The sequence below is a fragment of the Kribbella sp. NPDC003505 genome (assembly GCF_040610875.1).
GTDB lineage: Bacteria > Actinomycetota > Actinomycetes > Propionibacteriales > Kribbellaceae > Kribbella.
Map to the genome: position 1 here is coordinate 324,289 of NZ_JBEXNA010000007.1, position 22,579 is coordinate 346,867.

The 22,579-nt window shown below is 67.5% G+C and carries 19 protein-coding genes; 16 read left to right on the forward strand and 3 right to left on the reverse strand.

The genetic code is table 11. The annotated features are described in order from the left end of the window. Positions 1-41 precede the first annotated feature (41 nt). The 13 genes from ABZX12_RS25540 to ABZX12_RS25600 all read left to right on the forward strand — a co-directional run bounded on the left by ABZX12_RS25540 (position 42) and on the right by ABZX12_RS25600 (position 17,917). A complete protein-coding gene (locus ABZX12_RS25540; RefSeq protein WP_355696984.1) occupies positions 42-3,509 on the forward strand; it encodes a LamG-like jellyroll fold domain-containing protein in 3,468 nt (1,155 codons plus the stop codon). 11 nt (positions 3,510-3,520) lie between these two features. Further along, positions 3,521-9,823: an RHS repeat-associated core domain-containing protein gene (locus tag ABZX12_RS25545; protein WP_355696986.1), complete on the forward strand. Its 6,303-nt coding sequence runs from the start codon at positions 3,521-3,523 to the stop codon at positions 9,821-9,823. Continuing rightward, positions 9,802-10,125 (forward strand): hypothetical protein, encoded by a 324-nt coding sequence (locus tag ABZX12_RS25550; RefSeq protein WP_355696988.1) that lies wholly within the window; start codon positions 9,802-9,804, stop codon positions 10,123-10,125. The genes ABZX12_RS25545 and ABZX12_RS25550 overlap by 22 nt, the downstream gene beginning before the upstream one ends. A 105-nt stretch (positions 10,126-10,230) precedes the next feature. Next, on the forward strand, positions 10,231-10,470 hold the full coding sequence (locus ABZX12_RS25555; RefSeq protein ID WP_355696990.1) for a hypothetical protein: 240 nt from the start codon (positions 10,231-10,233) through the stop codon (positions 10,468-10,470). A 380-nt stretch (positions 10,471-10,850) separates the two neighbouring features. Continuing rightward, the gene (locus ABZX12_RS25560; RefSeq protein WP_355696992.1) at positions 10,851-11,273 is read left to right on the forward strand and encodes a hypothetical protein; all 423 of its coding nucleotides are present in this window, start codon (positions 10,851-10,853) and stop codon (positions 11,271-11,273) included. 352 nt (positions 11,274-11,625) lie between these two features. Beyond that, on the forward strand, positions 11,626-11,943 hold the full coding sequence (locus ABZX12_RS25565) for a hypothetical protein (protein ID WP_355696994.1): 318 nt from the start codon (positions 11,626-11,628) through the stop codon (positions 11,941-11,943). Positions 11,944-12,058: 115 nt separating this feature from the next. After that, entirely contained in the window at positions 12,059-12,454 is a 396-nt protein-coding gene (locus ABZX12_RS25570; protein ID WP_355696995.1) for a hypothetical protein, read from the forward strand. A gap of 6 nt (positions 12,455-12,460) precedes the next feature. Next, a complete protein-coding gene (locus tag ABZX12_RS25575; RefSeq protein WP_355696997.1) occupies positions 12,461-13,423 on the forward strand; it encodes a hypothetical protein in 963 nt (320 codons plus the stop codon). A 487-nt stretch (positions 13,424-13,910) separates the two neighbouring features. Then, positions 13,911-14,753 (forward strand): nitrilase-related carbon-nitrogen hydrolase, encoded by an 843-nt coding sequence (locus ABZX12_RS25580; RefSeq protein WP_355696999.1) that lies wholly within the window; start codon positions 13,911-13,913, stop codon positions 14,751-14,753. A gap of 18 nt (positions 14,754-14,771) precedes the next feature. After that, the gene (gene hydA, locus ABZX12_RS25585) at positions 14,772-16,178 is read left to right on the forward strand and encodes a dihydropyrimidinase (RefSeq protein WP_355697001.1); all 1,407 of its coding nucleotides are present in this window, start codon (positions 14,772-14,774) and stop codon (positions 16,176-16,178) included. Between the two features lie 10 nt (positions 16,179-16,188). After that, positions 16,189-17,181, forward strand: a complete 993-nt coding sequence (locus tag ABZX12_RS25590; RefSeq protein ID WP_355697003.1) for a TIGR03842 family LLM class F420-dependent oxidoreductase — start codon at positions 16,189-16,191, stop codon at positions 17,179-17,181. Between the two features lie 35 nt (positions 17,182-17,216). Then, positions 17,217-17,555 (forward strand): type II toxin-antitoxin system RelE/ParE family toxin, encoded by a 339-nt coding sequence (locus ABZX12_RS25595; protein ID WP_355697005.1) that lies wholly within the window; start codon positions 17,217-17,219, stop codon positions 17,553-17,555. 32 nt (positions 17,556-17,587) lie between these two features. After that, on the forward strand, positions 17,588-17,917 hold the full coding sequence (locus tag ABZX12_RS25600; protein ID WP_355697007.1) for a helix-turn-helix transcriptional regulator: 330 nt from the start codon (positions 17,588-17,590) through the stop codon (positions 17,915-17,917). Between the two features lie 23 nt (positions 17,918-17,940). On the opposite strand, the gene ABZX12_RS25605 is transcribed toward ABZX12_RS25600, so the two are convergent. The 3 genes from ABZX12_RS25605 to ABZX12_RS25615 are packed head-to-tail and all read right to left on the reverse strand — an operon-like array spanning position 17,941 to position 20,479. Further along, the gene (locus ABZX12_RS25605; RefSeq protein ID WP_355697009.1) at positions 17,941-18,792 is read right to left on the reverse strand and encodes a DUF1028 domain-containing protein; all 852 of its coding nucleotides are present in this window, start codon (positions 18,790-18,792) and stop codon (positions 17,941-17,943) included. Then, positions 18,789-19,211, reverse strand: a complete 423-nt coding sequence (locus ABZX12_RS25610; RefSeq protein WP_355697011.1) for a cytidine deaminase — start codon at positions 19,209-19,211, stop codon at positions 18,789-18,791. The genes ABZX12_RS25605 and ABZX12_RS25610 overlap by 4 nt, the downstream gene beginning before the upstream one ends. Further along, entirely contained in the window at positions 19,211-20,479 is a 1,269-nt protein-coding gene (locus ABZX12_RS25615; RefSeq protein ID WP_355697013.1) for a sugar ABC transporter substrate-binding protein, read from the reverse strand. Before ABZX12_RS25615 ends, ABZX12_RS25610 begins: the two co-directional genes overlap by 1 nt. A 241-nt stretch (positions 20,480-20,720) precedes the next feature. Between ABZX12_RS25615 and ABZX12_RS25620 the strand changes: the two genes are divergently transcribed. The 3 genes from ABZX12_RS25620 to ABZX12_RS25630 all read left to right on the forward strand — a co-directional run bounded on the left by ABZX12_RS25620 (position 20,721) and on the right by ABZX12_RS25630 (position 22,572). Further along, on the forward strand, positions 20,721-21,851 hold the full coding sequence (locus ABZX12_RS25620) for an MFS transporter (RefSeq protein ID WP_355697015.1): 1,131 nt from the start codon (positions 20,721-20,723) through the stop codon (positions 21,849-21,851). Positions 21,852-21,919: 68 nt separating this feature from the next. Continuing rightward, positions 21,920-22,129, forward strand: coding sequence for a type II toxin-antitoxin system VapB family antitoxin (locus ABZX12_RS25625; RefSeq protein WP_355697017.1), 210 nt, complete (start codon positions 21,920-21,922; stop codon positions 22,127-22,129). After that, positions 22,126-22,572, forward strand: a complete 447-nt coding sequence (locus ABZX12_RS25630) for a PIN domain-containing protein (RefSeq protein ID WP_355697018.1) — start codon at positions 22,126-22,128, stop codon at positions 22,570-22,572. Before ABZX12_RS25625 ends, ABZX12_RS25630 begins: the two co-directional genes overlap by 4 nt. Positions 22,573-22,579 lie beyond the last annotated feature (7 nt).

Below are 22,579 nucleotides of genomic sequence, written 5' to 3' on the forward strand. Positions count from 1 at the left end.
GGTGCTGGCAGTCCGGCTGTTGTCACTTCAGGGGTGGGTTCATGATGTCCAATCGGTGGTCCCTGCGCGCGCTCACGCGACAGGTAAGTCTGCTGTCGGTCCTGGCGGTTCTCACCGCCGGCCTGGTCGCAGTTCCGGCAAGCCAGGCGGCCAAGCCGGCCGGCCCGCCGAAGTCCGCGAAGACCGTCGCCGAAGCAACCCGGCTGGCGGCGCAGTACAACACCTCGATTGAGATCGAGGAGAAGACCACGGAGTACTCGCGGACCGTGGCAACTCCCGAGGGCACGCTGAGTGCGGAGCTCTCGAACCGCCCCGTGCGGGTGCACAAGGCGTCGGGCTGGACCGACATCGACACCACACTGGCAGTCCGCCAGGACGGCATGCTCGCGCCCCGCGCGGCGACCACCGACGTGGCGTTCTCGAACGGCGGGACAGGTGTCCTCGCCCGCTTCCGCCGCGCAGACGGGGTGTTCGAGCTCGAGTCGCCGTGGTCGTTGCCCACCCCGACGGTCGAGGGCTCGAAGGCCACGTACGGCGAGGTCCTACCGGGAGTCGACCTGGTGGTCGACGCCGCCGCGGAGGGGTTCAGCTACAACCTCGTCGTCAAGAACCGGGCCGCTGCGGCGGACCCGGCGCTGCGCAGCCTGACGTTCCCGGTGGCGACGCAGAATCTCGACCTACGAACGGCTCAGACCGGCCGGCCGGGGTATGTCGATGCCTCCGGCAAGCAGGTACTCAGCGCCGGCGAGGCGTTGATGTGGGACTCGACAGGCACGGTGGCGAGTAAGACGAGGTCGAGCGCCGCGGCTGTCGCCGAAGGGCCGGGCGGACAGGCCAAACGAGCCCTGATGACCTTCGAAGGAAGCCCGGACGGCCTCACCCTGACCCCGGACCAGCGTCTGCTGACCGATGCGGCGACCGTCTTCCCGGTCGTGCTGGACCCGACGATCATGACCGTGAACCGGAGCGGCTGGACGGCGGCCTGGCAGCTCTATCCGACCACGTCGTTCTGGCAGACCAGTCACACCCTGGGTGTCGGCTACGAAGGCTTCGAGCAGAACAAGATCGTCCGTTCGTTCTTCCAGTTCGACGTGTCGCCGTACACCAACAAGAAGATCCTCAACGCCTCGCTGCTGACCTACGAGGTCCATTCCGCGAGCTGCTCCGCCCGCTCGGTGACGGTGTCCCGGACCGGACCGATCTCGTCCGCCACAACCTGGAACCAGCAACCCGCGAGTCAGGCCGATGTCGCTACCCGCAGCGTCGCCCTGGGGTACAGCTCCAGTTGTCCGGCCGGCGGCGTCGAGTTCGACGTGACGAGCTCGGTCCAGTACACGTCGACCGCCAACGGCCGGACCGCGACGTTCAGATTGCGGGCGACCGACGAGACCGACGAGATCGCGTGGAAGCAGTTCAACAGCACCGGCCAGCTGAAGATCGAGTACGTTGCGTACCCGCTGCCCGCGTACGAACTGGGCTCCGCGACGCAGACCGACACACCGGGTCCGTGCGCGACCGCGACCGACCCGATGGTCGTGGCGTCGTTGCGGCCGCAGCTGTCCGGCAAGGGACGGGTCGGCGCCGGTGACACCAGTGCCGCGATCGTCGTCCAGTTCCAGATCATCAGTCAGTCCCAGCAGATCTGGTACACGCAGAGCACGACCGTCTTGCCCGGTGTGCTGGTCAAGCCGCTCGCGCCGACGGGCCTTTCCACCGGAGCCCTCTACACCTACCGGGCCCGAACCCTTTATGCCATTCCCGGGGGAACCTTGGCCTCGGCTTGGTCGGGCACGTGCTACTTCAAGATCGACACCACGCCACCGCCGCCACCGACCATCACCGCCAGCTACAACGGCACCTCGCTGAAGGACTGTCTCGACCCGGCACAGGCCGGCGTCTGCCCGGAGTCCGTTCCGTTCGGCGCGAAGGTGACGTACACGATCTCGTCGACCAGCACGGATGTCGTTGCCCTCAGCTACGGGTTCGACGGGGCGTCGTTGACCAAGGTCAACGGCCGGTCCGTCACGATCTCGCTGGTCACGCCGGCTCAAGGGTGGGTGACCTTCGACGCCCTCAGCCACGATGCCGTGGCCCACGCCAGTTCGACCCGGCAGTTCCGGATCAATGTCGGTCCCGGCCTGCCTCCGATCGCGGCCTGGTCCCTCGACGACGGCAGCGGTACGACGGCCGCCGACTCCTCCGGCAACAACCATCCCCTGGCCGTGACCGGCGCGCAGTTCGACGACGCCGGCCGCGTCGGCGGGTCCTTGGTCTTCAACGGGCAGGACGGCGGCGACAACCGGGCGAGCGTCGCCGGACAGGTCGTCGACACGTCGGGCAGCTTCAGTATCTCGGCCTGGGTGCGGCCCACTGCCGCGAACGACTCCGGCATCGTGGCGATCACCGGCGGCGCCGCGTACGGCGGGCTTCTGCGGTACGTCGCATCCACCAGCCGCTGGACCTTCTACCAGAACGTGTCCGACTCCTGGACCGCCGCACAGGCGCGAGTCGATTCCGTCGGCCCGCCGGTGATGTACGCCTGGACGCACCTGCTCGGGGTCGTCGACGCCGGCAACAAGACCGTCAAGCTCTACGTCAACGGCCGTCTGCAAGGTACGGCGTCGTTCACCCACACGCCGTGGAAGGCGACCGGAACGGTGGAGGTCGGCTCCTACCGGGTGGGCACCGGCAAGGGCGTCTTCCCCGGCGGCATCGACGACGTGAAGATCTACCCCCGGACCCTGTCCGCCGCCGAGGCGAAACTGGCAGCCGATCCGCGCACCGGGCCGGCAGGCAGTGACGAGCCTGTCGCCGGTGTCACGGCGTACTACCCGTTCGACAACGTCGCAGCCGGCAGCGATGGTGTCTGGCGGACCGGTGAATCCGTGTACGGCGCCAACATGATCGTCAACGGCTTCGGGGACACGACCGATCAGAGCTCGGCCGTCGTGGAGGATCTGGAACGCGGTCGGGTGCTCGCCACCACAGGCAAGAGCACGGAAGCCGTCTCCCTGCCCCGTCCCTTGGTCGATACCTCGGCAAGCTTCACAGTGACGGTCTGGGCAAAGATCACGGACACGTCGCAGCCTCAAGTGATCGCCCGCCAGGCAGGCTCCGCCAAGGATTCGTGGCGCCTGGAGTACCGGCCGTCGCCCGGCGACGACAGCGCTCTGTGGGTGTTCTCGCGGTCACCGGCCGACTCCACGACCGCCCAACCCGTCGAGGTGACCCAGCCGACGAACAAATTCACGGCCGACGACTGGAACGCGTTGGTGGCAACGTACGACGCTGCCAGCGGCCAGATCCTTCTCCAGATCGCGGACAGATCCGGTGATGGCGGGATTGCCGGATTCACTACTCCGTTCACCAGCGGCACGACAGTCGTCGGAGGTCAGGCGCCCGGGCTCAGCCCGTACGGCGGTCTGATCGACGACCTGCGGATCTACGCGGGCGTCGTACCGCAGCGCCAGCTCTGCACCGACCTCGGCAACGAAACGAGCTGTTCCTGATGAGGCCAACCATGCGCGCATTCCGTTCCCGGTTCCTGCCGGTGCTGCTCAGCCTGTCGCTCGCCACGACCGTGGCGATCTCCGGTCCGGTGCCCTGGGCCGAGGCCCGGTCGTCCGGCGGGAGCCCCGGACTGCCGAAACCCGTGGCGCCGCACGACGCGGACGTCGAACCGGTCAAGCCGGTCGCCGCGCCGAGTGAGTCCGCGGACCTGAAGCGAGCAGTCGACGCGACGATCGCCGCGGTGAGCCGGCCGGTCATCTGGCCGACGCCGGGGCACCACAGCGTGGTGGTCGGACTGGCCGGAACGCGGGCCGGCGGACCGGTTTCCGCCCAATCGGTCACGGGCGGTCCGCCGGCGACCGTTGACGTCGAGTTCCTTGACCAGGCGGCCAGTGCCCGCGCAGGCATCAGCGGCGTACTGGTCAAGGCGACGGCGCCGGCATCGCGGTCCGACGTACAGCTGTCCTTCGACTACTCCGGCTTCGCGAACGCGTTCGGCGCGGACTGGGCTGCGCGACTGACCGTCGTAGCGCTGCCGGCTTGCATCCTGACGACGCCGAACGCGCCCGCGTGTTCAACGAGCACGCCGCTGCAAGCACACAACGACACCAGCCGGAAGACGGTTTCGGCGACCACGCCGGTCAGCGCGCAACCGTCGGTCTTCGCGCTGACTGCCGCATCGGACTCGAGCACCGGCGACTATGCGGCGACCCAGCTCTCGGCCGCGTCCAGTTGGTCCGGCGGCGGGGCGAGTGGTGACTTCACGTGGTCGTACCCGCTCCGGATGCCGCCGGCCGCGGCCGGGCCGACGCCGAGTCTCGCCTTCCAGTACTCCGCTCAGTCGATCGACGGCCGGACCTCGGCGACGAACAACCAGGTCTCCTGGGTCGGTGAAGGCTTCGACCTGACCGAGTCGTTCATCGAGCGCAAGTACACGAGTTGCGACGAGGACGGCAACGCCGGCAAGTACGACCAGTGCTGGAAGTACGACAACGCGACGCTCACGCTGAACGGCAAGTCGAACGAGCTCGTCCGGACCACCGGCGATGTGACCGGTGCGAGCACCTGGAAGCTGAAGAACGACGACGGCTCCCGAGTCGAGAAGCTCGTCGGCACGGTCGACAACGGTGACGCGCGCAAAGAGTACTGGCGGGTCACGACGACCGACGGCACGCAGTACTACTTCGGCAAGCACCAACTGAGCTCGTCGATGACCACGTTCACGAACTCGGTCTACACCGCGCCGGTCGCCGGTGACGACGCGGCCGAACCCTGCCACGCCAGCACCTTCGCGACCTCGTTCTGCAACCTGGGCTGGCGCTGGAACCTCGACTACGTCATCGACCTGCACGGCAACGCGATGTCGTACTGGTACACCAAGGAGACCAACAACTACGCGAAGAACGGCGTGGCGTCTCCCGGTACGCCGTACGTCCGGGGCGGCTACCTGAACCGCATCGACTACGGCCTGCGCGACACCACGATCGCGACCGCGAAGGCTCCGCAGCAGGTCGTCTTCACCACCGCGGAGCGCTGCCTCGCCAACTGCTCGGTGCTGAGCAGTACGACCAAGGCCAACTGGCCGGACGTGCCGTTCGACCAGGTGTGTGAAGGGTCGACCGCTTGCACCAACAAGGTCTCCCCGACGTTCTTCAGCCGCAAGCGGCTCTACCAGATCCAGACCCAGATCTGGAACGGGACGGCGTACCAGGCGGTCGACTTCTGGCAGACCAACCTGACCTTCCCGTCCACCAACGACGGCAGTACCGGCGCGCCGATGTGGCTGGCTGGTATCTCGCACAGCGGCAAGGCCGGTACGGCGCTGAGCGTGCCGAACGTGACCTTCAGCCCGGTCGGCCTGGCCAACCGGGTCGACTCCAACACCGACGGCCTCAACGGCCTGGTGCGCTACCGGATCCACGAGATCAACACCGAGACCGGCGCCAAGGTCATGGTGAACTACGCGGGCAAGGAGTGCATGTCCGGTGAACGGCCGGCCAAGGACAGCAACACGAAGCGCTGCTACCCGGTCAAGTGGACGCCGCCGCATGAGGTCGAGCGCGAGGACTGGTTCCACAAGTACGTCCTGGACAACGTCGTGACGTCGGATCCGACCGGCAACGGCGCGTTGATGATGACGCAGTACGTGTACTCGGGCGGTGCCGCCTGGCACTACCAGGAGTCTCCGATGCTGAAGGACAACGACAAGACGTGGTCCGACTGGCGCGGGTACAGCACGGTGACGACGTACACCGGCGATCCCGCTGACCCGGCGCCCCGGAGCCGCTCTGTCGCGAAGTACTTCCGCGGGATGGACGGCGACAAGCTCGACGGTACGACGGCCGTGAAGAACGTCGACGTCGTCGACACCACGGGCACCGTCCGCCCGGACCTGCCTGCGCTGTCCGGCAGTCCGCGCGAGCAGATCACCTACCAGAACGAGAGCTCGAACACCGAGGCGTCGGGCGTCATCACGGACTACCTCGTGACGCAGAAGGCCGCGCAGGCGGTGCCTGGCGGAACGCTGCTGTCCAACTTCGTGGGCGCGTCGGCAACACAGAACCGCGTGCACCGCGACGGTGGCCGGCCCGACCTGATCCGAACCGTCGCCACGGCGTACGACCCGGACAACGGCCTGCCGATCAAGGTCACCGACTACGGCGACGCCGCCGAGGTCGACGAGACCTGCACGATCACGGCGTACGCGAAGAAGACGGTGCCTTGGCTGGTCGCGCTCCCGATGCGGATCGTCACCTCGACGGGAGCCTGCGACACCGCCTCGCCCAACCCGCCGGAGAACCGCGTGCTTTCCGACGTGCGGACGTTCTACGACGGCCTGACGTACGGCGACGCGTCGAAGGGTGACGCGACGACGGTCCAGCGTGTCCATCACTACACCAACGGTCTGCCGATCTATCAGACCACCGGCACGAAGGCGTACGACGCGTTGGGCCGGGCCATCTCGTCGGGAGACGCGCTCGGCCGGATCACCACGACCGACTACACGCCCACCGCGACCGGTCCGCTCACGCAGACCGTGGTGAAGCAGCCGACCGTGAACACCTATGGCGGAACTCCTGCGAACTTCGCCACGACCACCACCTACCGTCCCGAATGGGGTCTGCCGTCCAAGACTGTCGACCCCAACGGCAAGGTCACCGAGATGGCGTACGACGCGCTGGGCCGGCTGACCGCGGTGTGGCTGCCGAGTCAGGCGCCTGCCTCCACGAGTCTCGCAAACACCAAGTACACCTACACGCTGTCACAGACCGCAGCCTCGACCGTGCGGACGGATCAGCTGAACGTCGAGGCGAACGGATACGTCACGTCGTACGCCCAGTTCGATTCGCTGCTGAGGCCACGCCAGAGCCAGACACCCGGGGCGAACGGTGGTCGTGTCATCACCGAATCCCGGTACGACTCTCGCGGCCAGGTGATCTACGACAACCAGGACATCTGGGACTCCGGTGCTCCCGCGGCGGCCATGGTGAACGTGCCCAACGCGTCGGTCCCGAACCAGACGTTCAACGAGTACGACGGCACCGGCCGGGTCGTGAAGTCGACCTTCATGAGCATGCTGCAGCCGAAGTGGTCGACTACCACGCTGTACGGCGGCGACACCACCACGGTCCTGCCCCCGTCCGGCGGCAGTGCGACCTCGACCGTGACGGACGTTCGCGGCCAGGTCGTCGAGCGGCGTGAGTACGACGGCAACGCCGCCACCGGTGCGCCGGACCTCACGACGTACACCTTCGATCTGGCCGGGCGGATGACCCGGATGCAGGGCGCCGGTGGAGTCTGGACGTACACGTATGACCTGCGCGGCCGGAAGATCGAGAGCACCGATCCCGACTCCGGCACCACGACCTCGACGTACGACGAGGGCGACCGGCTGGTGTCGACCACGGACTCGGCGAACAACACGTTGGTTACCACGTACGACGCTCTGGACCGAAAGACCGGGCTCTACAAGTCGAGCGTCGACCCGGCAAACCTGCTCGCGGACTGGATGTACGACAAGACCGGTCTGCTGGGCCAGTTGGCGATGTCGACCAGCTACACGGCCGGCAAGACCGGTCCGGCGTACCGGACGATCATCAACAGCCGGAACGTGCTGTACAAGCCGACGCAGGTCACCCGGGACATCCCGTCCGTCGAGGGCGTGGAGATCGACGGCAGTTACTGGACGAACTACGCGTACAAGCCGGATGCCAAGACGCCGTCGCTCATCAGTTACTCGGGTGGCGGCGGTCTGGGCGCGGACGACGTGCAGTTCGCGTACAGCCCACTGGGGTTGCCAACGCGGATGTTCAGCACCCGCGGCACGTATGTGAACGACGTCGACTACAACCAGTTCGGCGACGTCACCCTGTACGACCTCGGGTCCAACGCCGACATGTTCATCGCGAACGTCTACGAGGACGGGACCCGCCGGTTGAGCCGCAGCTCGGCGGGCGACGTACAGGTCGTGTCGGACCATCTGTACAGCTACGACCCGGTCGGCAATGTCACCAAGGACCAGAACCTGGTCGACCCGGCGGCAGGCGGCGACACACAGTGCTTCGAGTACGACGGCCACCAGCGGCTCAGCCAGGCTTGGACCCCGGCTGACGCCGACTGCAGCAAGGCGCCGACCACGATGGCGCTGGGCGGCGTTGCGCCGTACTGGCAGTCGTGGGCGTACACGCCGACCGGGCTGCGGCAGACGCAGACCGACCACTCGGCCGGCGGCGACGTCACGAGCACCTACACCTACAACACCGACCAGCCGCACACGCTCGCGAAGGTGACCGGTGCCGGAGCGCAGAAGGACTACCAGTACGACGCGCGGGGCAACACCACCGTGCGGCCGGGACAGACGCTGACCTGGGACCCGCAGGGCAAGCTCTCCAAGCTGTCGAGCGCGGCGGGCGACACCAACTACGTGTACGACGCCGACGGCAACCTGCTGGTCCGCCGCGGCCCGACGGAGACGACGCTTTTCCTGGGTGAGCTCGAGCTGACCCTGAACAAGGCCACTCGGCAGGTTCTGGGCAAACGCCAGTACGAGTTCAACGGGCAGACCATCGCGGTCCGCTCGGCCAACGGGACGGCGACCTCGGACCTCTCCTGGCTCGTGACCGACTACCACGAGACGTCGCAGGTGGCCGTCGATGCTGCGACACTGACCGCGACGAAGCGCTACGCCAAGCCGTTCGGCGATCCACGGGGTGTGGCGCCCGGCGGCTGGCCGGACAACCACGGCTTCCTCGGCAAACCCGAGGACAAGGACACCGGCCTGACCACGGTCGGCGCCCGCGAGTACGACCCGACCATCGGACGCTTCCTCAGCGTCGACCCGATGCTCGACATCGCCGACCCGCAGCAGATGCTCGGCTACACCTACGCCAACGACAACCCGACCTCCGGCTCCGACCCCACCGGCCTGATCAACTCCAGCGACGGCGAAGGAGGCGGAGGCTACACCGACGACGACGTCGACAAGCAATACCCAGTAGCCGGCGCCGTCAACGACAACCCCAACCCCCACCGCGGCGACGACGGCGGCGGCACCAACAACGACGACGGCGGCCACCACAAGAAAAAGAAGCACGGCATCGGCGGCTGGATCAAAACACACGTCAACGACGTCAAGGACAAGGTAGACGAAGCCCACGACTGGGCGAAAGAACACGCGTCGGGAATCGGCACTGCCATCGCCATCGGCGCCGCCGTCGTAGGCGGACTTGCATTCTGCGGCGCGACCGCCGGCATCGGTTGCGTGATAGTCGCCGGCGCTGTCGCCGGGGCCGTCGGCTCTGGTCTTGGTTATGGCGCCAGGGTCGCACTCGACGACGAGGAGTCTTTCAGCGTCGAGAACATGGCCAAGGAAGTGGCGATCGGAGCGGCGACAGGGGCTGCCGCCGAGATTGGCGGCGCTGCCGTTGCAGCAGGGGTTGGCAAGGTCATAGCTGCAAGAGCCGCATCATCGGCAGGCAAGGGTGGCGAGGATCTTGTCCGCGTCGGTCGTTGGATGAGTGGGCGCGAGCACGGCGCCATGGTCAGGAGCGGAAAGGTTCAGGAGGGAGCTGGTGGGACGACTTACGTTGCCCATCCGGCGGACGTCAAGTCGTACATTAAGGAGGCGAGATCCGGGTCCCGGTACATCGAGTTCGACGTGCCGAAGGCTTCCCTAGCGTCGGCTGGAAAGCCGGGGTGGGCGCAGATTCCAGGACCCAACTCGCTGCGTGGACGGCTTGCCGCCAAGAGGGGCGAGCCACTTCCTCAGTTCCCGGCAGCGCATAATATTGAATGGATCGCATCGAAACTATGACCGACTTACTGAATTACGCGACGGAGTGGGTCGAGGCGTCCCGGACCGCATTGACTGGCCGCGGGATCGAAGTTGGTGTCGATCGGTCGTCCGGCGAGCGGGACAACCCCTCCCTGTGGATCGATCTTGATCGGGGTAGCCGGATGGTTCGGCTGACGCTCTGGAGCAGTGGCGCGGCTGTGCTTGCGGTCGCGGAGGTAGGTACCGGTTCGATCTTGCTGGAGGAGCAGTTGGAGCTCGTCGCCACGGCTGCCCTGGACGAGACGCTCCGTCGAGCGGTGACATTGGCGTCGGGCGAGTAAGTCAGCTCTTCCTACAGCGCCCTCTATGACGGATGTGTTGAGCCCGAAGGTCTGGCGACGAGTCGGTCAGGGGAGGAGGTCCAGTTTCCTGCCCTGCAGGCGAAGGTGATCGGTGAGGTGCTCGCGGCGCTTCCGCCGGAGCTTGGTCCGTACCGGCTGGTGATGCACGAGCTCGTGCCGGGGCCTGAGCGCTACGTGTCCCGAACACGCCCGGTCGACCCCGCCCGGCTCGCCGAATTGGTTGCCGAGGGCCACTGGAAATACTTCATCGTCAGTGAACGCCTGTCACTGGGCATCGTCGCGAAGCTGCCCGACGTCGACTCGGCCACGTTGTCGAGATGGTAGTCACCGGGGCGTGGTCCGATGCGGCCGACGCGACGGCGCGGCACAGTGCCGCCGCGACCGCCATCGGCGATGACGCTGCCACGGCAACGAACTTTGCCCGTTCACGAACGTAAGCCCCAGACCGGCGTCGCCGACGAGGACTGGAACCGGCGCGGGCGGGCGTCACGATGTCATTGTTCACGGAACAGCCGGTGGGCGCCCGATCGTCAACGGAAACGTGACGCACGTACAGCAGATTGCCGACGCAGTGCGCGAGAATCCTGCCTACAACGGTGGTGCGATCACGCTGGTGATGTGTCATGGCGGCAGAGAGACGGCTGCCTCGCTGTCACGGATCATGGGAGTCGACGTAGTCGCAACGACGCGCAAGGAGACTTCTGATGGGTGTGCCGGAACCCGCCGACCCGCGGCCGCTGGGATCGTTGGCGCCTGCGCCCGGGGGTAATGCGTGGTCCGCGGAGTCGCTGGATCGGTCGTCGGTGATGGAGGCTGGGCTGCGCGCCCGGGTCGCGGACTATCTCGCCGGCTGTCCTGTCTTTCTGGCGTGGATGGAGTACACCCGGGATCTGATCGGTGATCGCTTCGGAGTCAGTGGTGGGTCGGCGATCGTGTCCGATGGGGTGTACTACTGGCGGCTGGACGCGGCGGAGTACGTGCGGGAGTACGGGATCGCCGTACCCGAAGAAGCTCTGCGGCATTTCGATGCAATCGGATGGAAGCCTCCGGTCTTCTCCCAGGAGCAGTACCTGGCGATCTACCGCAGCCTGGACGCACTGCTCGGCGGTGGCGAAGTGATCGAATGATGTCCATCTGACACGGTCGCCGACCCGCAGCTATGGCCGGCGGTGCTTGTGCTGGTCTGGCGATGTGTTTTGAAGCAGTAAGCGGTGAGAAGGAGTTGGAGCGGTTCTGTGCTGCCTTCGGGATGGCGGGCGGCTTGTTGGAGCCAGAGGTCAAGTTTCCGCGGGTGCCCTTCGTCGCCGAGCGGGTACCCCTAATGTCTCGGATAGATCGGGCCTGGCTTCTGCTCGAGGCGGTTTGTGGCTAGGAGGCTGTTGGGCATGCTGCTGAGTTATGGCCGGCTCGTCGTCGGCGAGCTGCCGGGAACGTCGCAGGCGGATGTGCTCGTGGGGGTCGAGGGGTGATTTCCGGCTGATGGACGGCGGGCGGGTGCTGTCCGAGGAATTGTTGTTTCCGGTGGCGGAGTTGGCGTGGAGTCTCCTGAGGTGGGTGGGGCAGGGCGACCGGGACGACTTCGTGTTCGACTCGATGTCGTTCGAGGAGTTGGGCGCGCTCACCGTGCGTCGTGAGGGTGGGGGCTGGGTGTTCGGTTCGGCTTTCGCGCCTGAGTCCGTCAGTACGCCGGTGTCCTGGGTCGAGGTTGAGGCCGGCGTGCGGGACTTCGCACGGAGGGTGGCCGATGATCTGAACGCCGTCGGGCTCGATGGGGCGGATGCGCTGCGGGAGGTCTGATGGATACCTACAACCTTGTTGGTCCCGTGGCGGGGGACGACTATCGGGCGTATTGCGGGCCGTGGCGCCGTTGGCGGTGGTGTTCGGGGTGCTGGACAAGGGCCGTGGGACACGGATGGATGAGTCGGGGAGGCAGGTCCTGCGGAGGCTCGGGGACCATCTGCTCGAGGCGGATGAGGTGCAGGCCTGGCCGGGGTCCCTGATCATGGGTACGTCGACCCAGGATCGGTACCTGTTCCGGCTGGACGATGAATCGCTCGGGGTGCTCACGACGGCCGCGTCGAGCCTCTTCGGTTGGGTCTGGCCGCGGCTGCCCGAGGATCTGCATCTGCGGGCTGACGGGTCGACGGTGTTCGGGACCGCCGCACGGGAGGACGATGCCTGGCTCGAGTTGACGGCGGGGGAGTACGACGCGGTGGTCGGCCGGCTACCCGGGGACTCCTGCTCGAGCGGGGATGAGGCCGTGATCGCGGCGTTGCGCCGTACCTGCAGTCGTGGGCGTACACGCTGACCGGGCATGGGCAGCACGGGGGGCACCCAAGCACAGGCCGATAATGCTGCACGCCAAGATGTTGTCGGGAACGAGACCAGCCGAGAGACCACGGAGCAGATGACAGGACGATCCTTTGCGGTCGGGCCGCGACCGAACGGGACCATCGAGATGGTGGTGACCGGGTCGTGGTCCGACGAGGCCGGCGCGGCGTTCGTCGACCAGGGCGCCGACACCCTCGTGCTGAACTATGCGCTCGGATTCGACATGCCTGACCTGGGGTTTCTCGACGGCCTGCCGGTGCGGAATCTGACGGTCATCGATCGGCGGCTGCAGTCGTTGGATCCAATTTACGGCCTTGCGTCGACGTTGAGACGCGTGAGCCTCACGGTGGATCCTGCGTTGACGGTTGATCTCGAACGCCTGCCCGACCTGACTGAGATCCGGGCGGACTGGGGTCAGATCCGGCAGACGTTCCGCTCTGCGGTTCACCTTGTGCGACTATTCGCGGGGCGATACACGGAGGAGGACCTGTCGGTTCTGGCGTCGGCCGGCCGCCTTGAGACGCTGGTGTTGAAGGATCGGCCGCGCTTGAAGTCGCTCGACGGGCTTGCGCGCCTGCCGGATCTTCGGCATCTCGGCGTCTATCTCGCCGCGCGGCTGTCGGATACCGGCGCGGTTCGTGCGTCAATGCTGCGCGAATTGCACCTCGAAGCTTGCAAGAAGGTGTCTACCCTCGACGACATTGCAACGTGCGGTGATCTCGAAGTCCTCAACCTGAGTGACGGCGCAAACTTCGGGAGTGCTGAACCACTGCGGGCACTGCCGAAGCTGCGGGAGTTGCTGTTGTCCGGCTCCACGAGAATCCTGGACGGCGATCTGAGCCCGATCGCCGATCTTCCGCAGCTTCGGGAGTTACGCATGCAGAGCCGGCGGCACTATCGCCCGAGCGTCGAAGAGATCCAGAAGGTCATCGCCGGCCGGCGGTAGCCGGCGCGGCGGGCGGCCGGATCCAGGTCGATGGTGATCGTGGTGATTAGTGAGGAAACCTCATTCCTGCGATGGGAGCCCGCGCGAACGATCTGACGGCGCAGTGTTGAGCCTGGAGATCTGGCGCCGGGCCGGTCAGGGGAGGAGACGCGGTCCGGAAGCGCCGAGCCTCGGCGTCGTCACCAGCTGGCAACCGAAGCCGGGGAGTCCTGCACCCACGACGAGTACAACAAGATCTACGACGCCGCTGTCCGCGCACTCGGAGGCCGGCGCTGAGATGGACGCGCGGCTCGACGGAGCTTGGGACGGTCGGGCAGGAGGGCGGTGCCTGGGTGGAGTTGCCGGCGGCGGAGTACGGCGCGGTGACTGACCGGCTACCCGGGGGAGTCCGGCTCGAGCGGGGATGAGCGCCGGGATCGGGGACATCCGTTGACGGGTGACCCGGAGCGGATGGAGCATGGGGACTCGGCTACTTGGGGAGGTTCTTGTGGCGGAGGTTGTCAGGGCTGCGCTTGTCCAGACGTCGTGGACGGGTGACAAGGAGTCCATGATCAAGGCGCACGAGGACTACGCGCGGCAGGCGGCCGCGGCGGGTGCGAAGGTGATCTGTTTCCAGGAGTTGTTCTACGGGCCGTACTTCTGCCAGAAACAGGACGCCGAGTACTACGAGTACGCCGAGTCCGTGCCGGGCCCGACCACCGAGCGGTTCGCAGCCCTCGCCAAAGAGTTCGGCATGGTGATGGTGCTGCCGGTGTACGAGCAGGAGCAGCCGGGCGTGCTGTACAACACCGCCGCGGTCATCGATGCCGACGGCACCTATCTGGGCAAGTACCGGAAGAACCACATCCCGCAGGTGAAGGGCTTCTGGGAGAAGTTCTACTTCCGGCCGGGCAACCTCGGGTACCCGATCTTCGACACCGCGGTCGGGCGGATCGGCGTCTACATCTGCTACGACCGGCATTTCCCCGAGGGCTGGCGGGCGCTCGGCCTGGCCGGCGCGAAGATCGTGTTCAACCCGTCGGCGACCAGCCGCGGTCTCTCGGCGTACCTGTGGAAGCTCGAGCAGCCCGCCTCCGCGGTCGCCAACGAGTACTACATCGGCGCGATCAACCGGGTCGGGATCGAGGCCGAGTTCGGCGACAACGACTTCTACGGGACGTCGTACTTCGTCGACCCGGAGGGGAAGTTCGTCGGCGACGTCGGGCACGACCACGATCCGGAACTGATCGTCCGCGACCTGGACCTGGGCCTGCTGGACACCGTCCGCGACCGCTGGCAGTTCTACCGCGACCGCCGCCCCGACGCGTACGGAGACCTGACGAAACCGTAGCGGGGAAGGGAAGAGCGAATGTCGTTGCTCGTCAAAGGTGGAACCGTCGTCGGACCGACCGGCACCCGGGTCGCCGACGTGCTGGTCGAGGGCGAGAAGATCGTCGCGGTCCTGGATCCGTCGTTCAGCCCGACGATCACGGTCGACGAGGTGCTCGATGCCTCCGGCAAGTACGTGATCCCGGGCGGGATCGACGCGCACACGCACATGGAGCTGCCGTTCGGCGGGACGGCGGCCAGCGACACGTTCGACACCGGCACCCGCGCGGCGGCGTACGGCGGGACCACGACGATCATCGACTTCGCCGTGCAGCGCACCGGCGAGGTGGTGCAGGACGGGCTCGCCGCCTGGCATGCGAAGGCCGACGGCGAATGCCACATCGACTACGCCTTCCACATGATTCTCGGCGGCGTCGACGCCGACGCGCTGAAGGCGATGGACCAGCTCGTCACCGACGAGGGCATCACGAGTTTCAAGCTGTTCATGGCCTACCCGGGCGTCTTCTACTCCGACGACGGGCAGATCCTCCGCGCGATGCAGACCGCCCGGGAGAACGGCGCGATGATCATGATGCACGCGGAGAACGGCATCGCGATCGACGTTCTGGTCCAGCAGGCGCTCCAGCGCGGCGAGACCGACCCGATCTACCACGGCATCACCCGCCCGGCCGCGCTCGAGGCCGAGGCCACCAACCGGGCGATCGCGCTCGCCGAAGTGGCGCAGGACTGCCCGCTGTACATCGTCCACCTGTCGGCCAGTCAGGCGCTGGAGCACGTGGCGGCGGCGCGGGACAAGGGCCGCAACGTGTTCGCCGAGACCTGCCCGCAGTACCTGTACCTGACGCTCGAGGACCAGCTCGGCGCGCCCGGCTTCGAGGGCGCGAAGTGGGTCTGCTCGACACCGCTGCGCAGCAAGCACGAGCCGCACCAGCGGGACCTGTGGAAGGGCCTGCGGAACAACGACCTGGCGATCGTGTCGACCGACCACTGCCCGTTCTGCATGAAGGACCAGAAGGAGCTCGGGCTCGGCGACTTCTCCAAGATCCCGAACGGGATCGGCGGCGTCGAGCACCGCGTCGACCTGGTCTTCCAGGGCGTCGTGGACGGGAAGCTGTCGCTGGAGCGCTGGGTGGAGACGATCGCGACCACGCCGGCCCGGATGTTCGGGCTGTACCCGCGCAAGGGGATCGTGCAGCCCGGATCGGATGCCGACCTGGTGATCTACGACCCGAACGGTACGACGCGGATCGGGGTCGCGACGCACCACATGAACATGGACCACTCGGCGTACGAAGGGGTCGAGATCAAGGGCCGGGTCGGCACCGTGATCTCGCGCGGCGAGGTGATCGTGGCTGACGGCAACTACCATGGCCGCAAGGGTCGGGGGAAGTTCCTGAAGCGCGGCCTCTCCTCGTATCTGATGTAAGGGGGATGTCGTGGACTTCGGTGTGGTGTTCCAGTGCGATCCGCCCGCGTCCACGGTCGTGGAGCTGGCCCGCAAGGCGGAGGACGCCGGGTTCTCGTACGTGTGGACGTTCGACTCGCACCTGCTCTGGCAGGAGCCGTTCGTGATCTACAGCCAGATCCTGGCGACCACGCAGCGGGTGGTCGTCGGGCCGATGGTGACGAATCCGGGGACGCGGGACTGGACGGTGATCGCGTCCCAGTTCGCCACGCTGAACGAGATGTTCGGCAACCGGACGATCTGCGGGATCGGGCGCGGCGACTCGGCGTTGCGGACGCTCGGCGCGCAGCCGGGCACGATCGACGAGCTGAAGCAGTGCGTCGAGGTGGTGCGGTCCCTCGCCCGCGGCGAGACCGTCAGCTATCGCGGCCAGGAGCTGAGGTTCGCCTGGGTCGACGACGGCGCCCTCGACGTATGGGTCGCGGCGTACGGGCCGCGCGCCTTGAAGGCGACCGGCGAGGTCGGCGACGGGTACATCCTGCAGCTGGCCGACCCGGACATCGCGGCGTGGATGATCGCGGCCGTACGGCGTTCCGCGGAGCAGGCGGGCCGCGACCCGATGGCGATCAAGTTCTGCGTCGCGGCACCGGCGTACGTCGGGGACGACCTGGCACACCAGCGCGACCAGACCCGCTGGTTCGGCGGGATGGTCGGGAACCACGTCGCGGACATCGTCGCGCGCTACGGGGCGTCCGGGGCGGTCCCGCGGGCGTTGACGGACTACATCGAGGGCCGGAAGGGGTACGACTACGCCGAGCACGGGCGGGCGGGGAACACGCACACGGACTTCGTGCCGGACGAGGTCGTGGAACGGTTCTGCATCCTCGGCCCGGTCGAGAACCACCTGGCCCGGCTGGCCGAGCTGAAGGAGCTCGGCGTCGACCAGTTCGCGCTGTATCTCCAGCACGACGCCAAGGAGGAGACGCTGGCGTCGTACGGCAAGGACATCATTCCTGCGTTCTGAGCCACAGATATGATAAATCGGTTATACTCTGGTGGGTGAGATGGGAGATCAGCCTTCATCGTGAGGTCGAGGCCTGGTATCTGGATATCTGCGAGAGCGAACCGGAGACAGGCACTCTGATTGAGGCTGCAATCGATCAGCTTGCCGATGAAGGGCCGACAGCTGGACGGCCGCTGGTCGACCGGGTGAAAGGTAGCCGCTTCCAGAACATGAAGGAGTTGCGGCCGCCGTCGTCGGGGCAGAGTGAGATTCGGATGCTGTTTGGGTTCGACCCGGCCCGCGAAGCGATCATCCTGGTGGCGGGTGACAAGTCCAGACGCTGGGAGAGCTGGTACCCGGACTGCAATTCCGCTGGCCGACGAGCGATTCGCTGAGCATCTGATCGCGCTGAAGGAGGAGGGTGACGATGAATGACTATGTGAAGTGGGAGAAGGTCAAGGCCAAAGGCCGTGCCGTCGATCCCCGGAGTGATGCAGAGCGTGCGAAGAGCAAGCATGCGGCTCGCGAGCGTCTCGATGCGTACGTCCGCGGACATCAGCTCGCCGAGATGCGCAAGGCGGCAGGGGTCACGCAGTCTGGACTTGCAGAGCTCCTCAATGTCTCACAGGCCCGCATCTCGAAGATCGAGAACGGCGAGGTCTCTGGTATCGACGTCATTCGTGCCTATGTCACCGCCCTTGGCGGCACGGTGGATCTGGTGGCAACCCTCGGCGACAGGACCTGGAAGGTCGCCTGACTGTCAGCCTGAAGTGCTGACGGTCAGGAGGTAGCCTCCGCGACCTGGCGGCGGAGTTGTTCCAGGACTACCGGGTCGAGCTTGCCGGGAGCCAGGCGTTCCTCGAAATTCTCGGTACCCGCCCACGTGTCGAGCGCCTCGGTCAGTCTCGTTCCACCGCCGGTGGGGTAGCCGAGCGTTTCGAGGCTGTCGCAGACCTCGGTCGCCAGTACGCCTTCCAGCGGCAGCAGGGTCGCCGGGTCCGGCTTGCCGAAGTACAGCTCGTGGAGGTCGAGCAGACGGCTCAGCTCGTCGACGGGTGCCGGGTGGTCGTCGGCGCGCAGGTCGATGGCGGTGTCCAGCACTCCGCCGTACGCCGCCCCCGCACGCCACACGCGGAGCGACGCGCTCTGGCGCCCGCGGCGATCCCCACCCGCCCGGTCGCCGGCTGCCAGCGCCGCCACCAGCCGCCGCTCGAACGGCTCGTCAGCGCGCCCATGCCACGCCTCGACCATGGCCGCCACGACCTGCGGCCCGGCCAGGATGTTGCCCTGCACCGCGTACCCGTCGCCTGCCTCGCCGCCCGCCCAGTCCAGGCAGGACGAGCCCGTGAAGCTGGCGCCGCGGCCCTCGGCGTCGACCAGCCCGACCTGGCGGTGGTCGCGCTCGTCGTCGGTAGCCGTCAACTGAGCCGCCACCTCACCGGCGGTCGCGCCGCCCGCGAGCAGGTCCAGGCCGTCCGGGCCGTAGGAGAGGTTGGCCGTGGCCTGGGTGGCGACCGCGCCGGCGCCGGCCCGGCCCCAGGGCACGACCGCACCCACCGCCAGGAATTTGGACGCGACCGCGATTCCCCAGGACCGCGAGTCCGGGTCGAACGCCACGATCGAGAACGTCATCGCAACTCCTCCGGGTTCGGGGTCCAGCGGTAGGCGCCGGGCAGCAGGTCGGTGACCAGGACCGACGCCGGGCCGTCGGGCGTCGGCAGGATCACGCGGATCGTCGGGTGGTAGTCGACGAGGATCTGCCGGTCGCGGCCGCACGGGCCGACCACGCCGCGGCCTTCGTTGCCGACAGCCACGATCGTGGTGAGCTCGCGGGCGCCCTCGGCCCGGGCCCGGCCGAGCGCGACCAGCTCGGCGCACGGGCCGCCGGTGAAGTGGTACAGGTTGATACCGGCGTACATCCGGCCGTCCGCACCGCGGACCGCGGCGCCCATCGTGTGGACGCCGTCGGGCCCGTCGGTGTTCGCGTCGACCGTCCGGCGGGCCAGCTCGATCAGCTCGCGGTCGTCGTCGGTCAGCGGGCGCAGCTCCATCAGCCGGCGATCCGCTTCAGCTCGGCGTCGACGACCGTCTTCACCTTCTTGATCTCGGCCGCGGGGTCGGCGCCGCTGCGGATGATCCGGTTCAGCGCGTCGGTGTACGCCGTACCGGACTTCGGCGACCACAGGATCGGGGTCTGCGCGTGCCCGTTCTCGGTCGCCAGCTCGGCCGCGTCGGCGGCCGGGCCGGACTTCAGCTTCTCGGCCTTCTCGACCAGGCTCTTCCGGGCCGGGATGTGGAAGCCGTAGGACTGCGCGAAGTCGAGCTGGTCGTCGGTCTGGTCGACCCAGAGCCACTTCACGTACTTCTTCGCGGCGTCGACGTTCTTCGACTTCGCGTTCACGCACGACCCGTACGCGCCGACCGGGACGCTCGGCTTGCCGGTGGTGGCGTTGAGTTTCGGCCAGGGGAGGACACCGTAGTCGCCCGGCAACGCCTTCTCGATCGCGGGCAGCGTCCACAGGCCGGTGAACTGCATCGCGGTCAGGCCCTGCGTGAACGCGGAGGGGTCGGACCAGTCGGTCGGGGCCCCGAGCAACAGCACCTTCGCGGTCCAGAACTCGCGCAGCTTGCGCAGCGACTCGACGGCCGCCGGGTCGTCGAACCCGAACTGGTTGTCCGCGGTCAGGTAGTCGAGCCCGGCCGACCACAGCGCCGGGCCGCCGAGGATGCCGACGCCGCCGTCGTTGCCGACGAACAGGCCCTTCACCTTGTCGTTGGTGAGCTTCTTGGCCGCCTCGAGCAGCTCGTCGACGGTCTGTGGCGGTTGCACGCCGGCCGCGCTCAGCAGGCTCTTGCGGTACACGAGCAGCTGCATGTCGACGACCTGGGGAACGCCGTACAGCTTGCCCTGGTACGTCATCCGCTCGATCAGCGCCGGGTTGAAATCGGCCTTCGCGTCACCCAGGACGTCGGTCAGCTCGACCACCTGGTTGGCCTTGATCATGTCGATCGTCGGCCCGTTCCCGTACTCGAACACGTCCGGGCCCTGGTCGGTCAGCAGCGCCGTCGACGCCTTCTTGTCGTAGTCGCCCGGCGACCACTGGATGTTCACGGTCGCGTCCGGGTAGGCCTTCGCGTACCGCTCGACGGCCTGCTGCGTGCCCGCCTCGCCGTACTGGTGGTACCACTGCTGGAGCGTCGGTTTCGACCCGTCCGACCCGCCGGACGACGGGCGCCCGGAGTTCGATCCGCATCCCGCCACCGCCATCGCGGCCAGGCCGGCCCCGAACCCGAGGACCTGCCGCCGACTGATCGTCATCTTGTGAACCTCCGTCCGGCGCGGTCCCACAGCCCGCGCGCCACGCACCGACCCTACGACCGGACGGGCCCAGATCGCCGTGATTTCCAGCCGCCGGGAACGATATGCTGTCGGCCATGTCCTGCCCCCGTGACTAGAGACCGCTCCCACGCCCCGGCGTGGTCCGAGCCCATTTCCCTGGTGAGTCTCTAGGAGCGTTCTCGTGTCCGGCACCACTCGTGCCGGGAGCTACCGTGCTGTCTTGCTGTTGCCGTCGGCGTTGCGCACGTTCGTGCCTGCGCTGCTCGGCCGCTTGTCGTACGGTCTGCTCCCGTTGTCCCTGCTTTTCACCGTCCGGTCGTCGACCGGTTCCTTCACCACAGCCGGCGCGGCGGTCGCCGTCTTCGGAGCGGCGTCGTTGTCGATGCCGTTCAAGGCACGTCTCGTCGACCGCTACAGCCAGCGCCGTGTCCTGCCGCTGCTCGCGGCCGGCTCCTCGGCCGGGTTGGTCGTCGTCGTCACGGCCGGTACGACGCCTGCCGCCGTACTGCTGCTCGTCGGCGCAACCGGATTGCTCGCGCCGCCCTTGGGGCCGTCGATGCGGTCGAACTGGCGCCTGCTCACCGAGGGCACCGCGCTCAAGGAACGCGCGTACGCCGTCGACGCGGTCTCGGAGGAGTGCCTGTTCCTCGGCGGGCCGCTGATCGCCGGCACGCTGATCAGTCTCTTGTCGGCGCCGGTCGCGCTCGGCTGCTCGGCGGCCCTGATGCTCGCCGGCACGCTCGCAATGGTGACGAGCCCGGTGACGACGCACACCGCGGCGTCGGCGCCGGCCCGGCATCCGTTGGGGCCTCTGGCGATCTCCGGGCTGCGGTGGATCCTGCTCGTCATCATGGTCACCGCGTCGGGGATCAGCGCGGCGTACGTGTGCGTGGCAGGTGTCGCGGCACACGCGGGACGTCCGGGGGCGGCCGGGTACGTCGAGGCGGCGATCGCTCTCGGGAGCGTGATCGGCGGGCTGCTCTGGGCACGCCGTACGCACACCCGGTCCTGGACGACGCAGCTCGCCGGGCTGATCGGCGTACTCGCCGCCGGACTGGTGGCGGCCTCGTTCGCGACCGGCCTGATCATGCTCGGCGTTCTGCTCGCCGTCGCCGGTGTCGCGGTTGCGCCGATGTTCGTAGTGGCCTACCTGGCGGCCGACAACGTCACGCCACCCCACCAACGCACCGAGGCCAGCACCTGGATCAACACAGCGAACAACCTCGGCTCCGCCACCGGCTCAGCCCTCGCCGGTCTGATCATCGACCACTCCACCCCCACCTGGGGCTTCCTCGCCGGCGGCGCCCTCCTGACCCTGGTCGCCACGACCCTCGCGGCGTCAGGCCGTTGACAACGATTGAATGAATTTGTATATCCAGCCATGTAGGTCTATATATATCGGAACATACTCTCGGTGCTGTGAAGACAGTGATCGATGTGGACGACAGGGTGCTGGCACTCGCCGCGAAGGAGCTCGGGACGGTGACGAAGAAGGACACGGTCAACGCGGCGCTCGCGTTCGTCGCCCAGCGCCGGGAGCGCATCGAGGCGCTGCTCGACGATCCCTACGCGCTGGGCGTCGGCCCAGACATCGATGACCCCGACGTCATGCGCGAGGCGCGCCGTTGAGCAGCGCTGCCATGGCCGGGACGGTCGGCAAGTTGTACCTGGTCGACACCTCGGCCCAGGCGCGAAGCAAGCACCCGCTGGTGCGCTCGGTGATCGCCGGACTGATCGTCGATCACGCGGCCGCCACCTGTCTGACCGTCGACCTCGAGGCCGGATACTCCGGCCGGAGCCACGCCGACGTGCGAACGATCGCCGAGCGGCGGCAGACGTTGTACGTCGACCTGCCGATCACCGACTCCGTCGCGAGGCGCGCCCGCGAGGTTCAGCATCGGATGGCGGCCCGGGGACAGCATCGGGCCGCCGGCGTGGTCGACGTCATCACCGCCGCGGTCGCCGAGCAGCACGGCGCGATCATCCTCCACTACGACGCCGATTTCGAACACATCGCTGCTGTCACCGGGCAACCGCACCTCTGGGTGGCGCCGCGCGGGACGCTGGACTGAGCGGGCG

What these genes read in the sequence shown, in the direction of transcription:
- ABZX12_RS25565 (WP_355696994.1), top strand. Translation starts at nt 11,626, where the DNA reads ATGGACGGCGGGCGGGTGCTGTCCGAGGAATTGTTGTTTCCGGTGGCG.
- ABZX12_RS25610 (WP_355697011.1), bottom strand. Translation starts at nt 19,211, where the DNA reads ATGGAGCTGCGCCCGCTGACCGACGACGACCGCGAGCTGATCGAGCTG.
- ABZX12_RS25575 (WP_355696997.1), top strand. Translation starts at nt 12,461, where the DNA reads ATGGGCAGCACGGGGGGCACCCAAGCACAGGCCGATAATGCTGCACGC.
- ABZX12_RS25540 (WP_355696984.1), top strand. Translation starts at nt 42, where the DNA reads ATGATGTCCAATCGGTGGTCCCTGCGCGCGCTCACGCGACAGGTAAGT.
- ABZX12_RS25615 (WP_355697013.1), bottom strand. Translation starts at nt 20,479, where the DNA reads ATGACGATCAGTCGGCGGCAGGTCCTCGGGTTCGGGGCCGGCCTGGCC.
- hydA (WP_355697001.1), top strand. Translation starts at nt 14,772, where the DNA reads ATGTCGTTGCTCGTCAAAGGTGGAACCGTCGTCGGACCGACCGGCACC.
- ABZX12_RS25570 (WP_355696995.1), top strand. Translation starts at nt 12,059, where the DNA reads ATGGATGAGTCGGGGAGGCAGGTCCTGCGGAGGCTCGGGGACCATCTG.
- ABZX12_RS25560 (WP_355696992.1), top strand. Translation starts at nt 10,851, where the DNA reads ATGGGTGTGCCGGAACCCGCCGACCCGCGGCCGCTGGGATCGTTGGCG.
- ABZX12_RS25545 (WP_355696986.1), top strand. Translation starts at nt 3,521, where the DNA reads ATGCGCGCATTCCGTTCCCGGTTCCTGCCGGTGCTGCTCAGCCTGTCG.
- ABZX12_RS25600 (WP_355697007.1), top strand. Translation starts at nt 17,588, where the DNA reads ATGAATGACTATGTGAAGTGGGAGAAGGTCAAGGCCAAAGGCCGTGCC.
- ABZX12_RS25605 (WP_355697009.1), bottom strand. Translation starts at nt 18,792, where the DNA reads ATGACGTTCTCGATCGTGGCGTTCGACCCGGACTCGCGGTCCTGGGGA.
- ABZX12_RS25550 (WP_355696988.1), top strand. Translation starts at nt 9,802, where the DNA reads ATGGATCGCATCGAAACTATGACCGACTTACTGAATTACGCGACGGAG.